Here is a 3,238-nt window from a genome sequence, read left to right as displayed (position 1 = left end):
TTTTATCAAAAAAGAGAGAAATGAAAAAAGACATCCAAGTTACCAAGCGAAATGGCAAAAAAGAAGCGATTGATATGGAAAAAATCCATCGTGTTGTTAATTGGGCTGCCCAAGGATTGAATGGGGTCAGTGTTTCTCAAGTTGAGATTAATGCAACTTTGGCATTTTTTGATGGCATTAAGACCGAGGATATCCATGAAACTATCATTAAATCAGCCGCTGACCTGATTTCTACACAGACGCCTGATTATCAATATTTAGCAGCGCGTTTAGCCATCTTTCATTTGCGCAAAAAATCGTTTAAATCTTTTACGCCACCGCCCTTGTTTGAGCATGTGAGTAAATTGACAGCGTTAGGTATTTATGACAAAGATATCTTAGACAAATACACCCAACAGGAAATTGAAGAACTTGATGCTCATACTGATCATGAACGAGATATGAAATTCTCTTATGCAGCAGTCAAGCAGCTTGAGGGTAAATATTTGGTACAAAACCGCACCACTGGTGCAATTCACGAATCGCCACAGCAGTTGTATATGTTGGTTGGCATGTGTTTATTCCAAGAATACGATCCCAAAGTACGACTAGATATTGTTAAGCGTTTTTATGATGCGGTTTCTAATTTTAAAATATCTTTGCCAACACCCATTATGGCGGGCGTTCGCACGCCAACCCGTCAATTTTCTTCTTGTGTATTGATTGAGACAGATGATGATCTAGATTCAATCAGTGCAGCAGCAGGGGCAATTGTTAAGTATGTTTCTCAGCGTGCTGGTATTGGTATCAATGCTGGTAAAATTCGTGCATTGGGTAGCCCTATTCGTGGTGGTGAGGCAATGCACACGGGTTGTATTCCTTTTTACAAGCATTTTCATACAGCCGTTAAGTCTTGCTCTCAAGGGGGGGTGCGTGGTGGTGCAGCTACCCTATTCTATCCATTTTGGCATCTTGAAGTCAGAGAATTACTGGTGCTTAAGAATAACACTGGCACCGAAGAAAACCGAGTGCGTCATTTAGATTATGGTGTGCAATTCAACGGCTTAATGTATCAGCGCTTTATTGAAGATGGGGATATTACTTTGTTCTCACCGCATGAAGTACCCGGCTTATATGAGGCATTCTTTGCAGACCAAGATGAGTTTAAACGCCTATATGAACGCTACGAGAAAGACAGCTCTATTTGCAAGAAAACGCTCAAAGCGCGTGAACTGTTTGCATCTTTTATGCAAGAGCGCGCAAATACAGGGCGCATCTATGTACAAAATGTTGACCATTGTAATACTCACGGTGCTTTTAATCCAAGCCTTGCACCTATTCGTCAATCTAACCTCTGTATGGAGATTACCTTACCTACCAAACCGCTTTATTCTGTTCAGGACTCTGAAGGTGAAGTGGCACTTTGCACGCTCTCAGCGGTAAATTTAGGCGCCTTAAAATCAATTGATGAGCTTGAAGAAATTACTGAGATTATTGTTAGAGCGCTAGATTCTTTATTAGATTATCAGGACTATCCTATTAAAGCAGCAAAAATCGCCAGTATGAATCGTCGTACACTCGGTATTGGTGTGACTAATTTGGCTTATTATTTGGCTAAAAATGGCGCTAAATATTCTGATGGTTCAGGTAATGACTTGGTTCACCATGCTTTTGAAGCCTTGCAATACTATTCGCTTAAAGCCTCTAACAAACTTGCCAAAGAAAAAGGCAGGTGTCCATTATTTAATGAAACACAATACGCAAAAGGCATATTGCCAATTGATACCTTTAAAAAAGATATTAATGATTTTTGTCATAGCGCATTGACCATGGATTGGGATGGGCTGCGAGAAGACATCAAAAAAGACGGCTTGAGAAACTCCACTCTAACCGCATTAATGCCCTGTGAAAGCTCCTCACAAATCTCAAACTCTACCAATGGCATTGAACCACCGCGCGCCTTTGTCACCACTAAGCAATCAAAAGACGGCCTGTTAAAGCAAGTGGTGCCAGAGTATGAAAGATTAAAAAATCAATACGAATTACTCTGGGACATTAAAGACAATGAGGGTTATTTGCAGTTATGCGCCATTATGCAAAAGTTTGTTGACCAAGCCATTTCAGCCAACACACATTATGACCCTGCACTGTTTGAAGACAATAAGGTACCGATGAAGTTGTTCTTAATGGACTTATTAAAAACTTATAAATACGGCGTTAAAACACTTTATTATCATACAACACGCGATGGTAGCGGCGAAGAAGGCATGCTTGAAAAAGAAGACGATAACGCCTGTGCAGATGGCGTGTGCAAATTGTGAGAATACGATATCCCCAATCCAAAAATAAAAACCAAAAAAACACACAAACCCCAACTAGTATAATGATTTCAACCAAAAAACCGTTTCACCCATTGGGTGAAAACACAAAAGACAACCACATCCCTTTTATACACAACCAAACCTTACTGCGTTTATGAAAATTTTAAACTACAAACTGTCCTCTACCAACGAACTTTTAACCGCTCGCATTGGGCTACTTGCTACTGCACATACCATTAACACATTTAAAGCTGATGCTCAGTGGACTTATAAGAAACACAAGGGCTATATGCCAATGATAGGACATATCGCCCAAACAGGGCAGATTGTTGCCACTAACTTTAGGACAGGTAGTGTATCACCAGCAAAAGACAACCTTGACTTTATCAAAATCTCTCAAGACGCATTACCTAAAGGCACCAACATCAAAAAACTTAGAATAGACGCAGCAGGCTATCAAGCCAGTATTATTGATTATTGCTTTGAACATGATATTGAATTTAGTATCAGAGCAAAGATGCGTCAATCTCTTAAAGATATTTTTGTAGATAAGGACAACCAATGACAACTTTTGGTTGATAAAAAAGGCAAAGCCATTGATGGGCAAGCCACTTTTAGAATGCGCCATTTTATGGGTAATAATGGCAAAGTCTTTGATTTAGTCGTGCAAAGGAGCTCTGTTACTGGGCAGGTAGAATTAGACAGCAATAACAGCACCCAAGCCCCTGAACAAATCACCAGTGGACAATATATTTATCGCTCTATCGCCACCAATCTTGAAACTTTGAGTGACAGCAAGGTTATCCATTTTTACAACCAACGAGGTGAAGACAGTGAAAACCGTATCAAAGAATTGAAAAATGATTTTGGTGCAAGACAAATGCCTTGTGGTGATTTTAATGCCAATGCCTTGTATTTTGATATTTGTAGTTTGTCTT

3 protein-coding genes are annotated in these 3,238 nt (G+C 39.7%); all 3 read left to right on the top strand.

The features are described 5' to 3' along the window. Positions 1 to 20 precede the first annotated feature (20 nt). On the top strand, positions 21 to 2,300 hold the full coding sequence (nrdA, locus tag BAZSYMA_RS08085; RefSeq protein ID WP_090717723.1) for a class 1a ribonucleoside-diphosphate reductase subunit alpha: 2,280 nt from the start codon (positions 21 to 23) through the stop codon (positions 2,298 to 2,300). 154 nt (positions 2,301 to 2,454) lie between these two features. Then, positions 2,455 to 2,865, top strand: coding sequence for a transposase (locus BAZSYMA_RS08080; RefSeq protein WP_090717718.1), 411 nt, complete (start codon positions 2,455 to 2,457; stop codon positions 2,863 to 2,865). 6 nt (positions 2,866 to 2,871) lie between these two features. Next, positions 2,872 to 3,238, top strand: a 367-nt coding sequence (locus BAZSYMA_RS08075) for a transposase (protein ID WP_195910164.1), incomplete at its 3' end; no start/stop codon positions are given.

The sequence above is a fragment of the Bathymodiolus azoricus thioautotrophic gill symbiont genome, from assembly GCF_001298715.1.
GTDB lineage: Bacteria > Pseudomonadota > Gammaproteobacteria > PS1 > Pseudothioglobaceae > Thiodubiliella.
The sequence above is the reverse complement of the archived record's forward strand: the minus strand, read 5'-3'. Positions and strand labels throughout refer to the sequence as shown.

Coding starts and splice junctions, on each gene's coding strand:
- nrdA (WP_090717723.1), top strand. CDS start 21: ATGAAAAAAGACATCCAAGTTACCAAGCGAAATGGCAAAAAAGAAGCG.
- BAZSYMA_RS08080 (WP_090717718.1), top strand. CDS start 2,455: ATGAAAATTTTAAACTACAAACTGTCCTCTACCAACGAACTTTTAACC.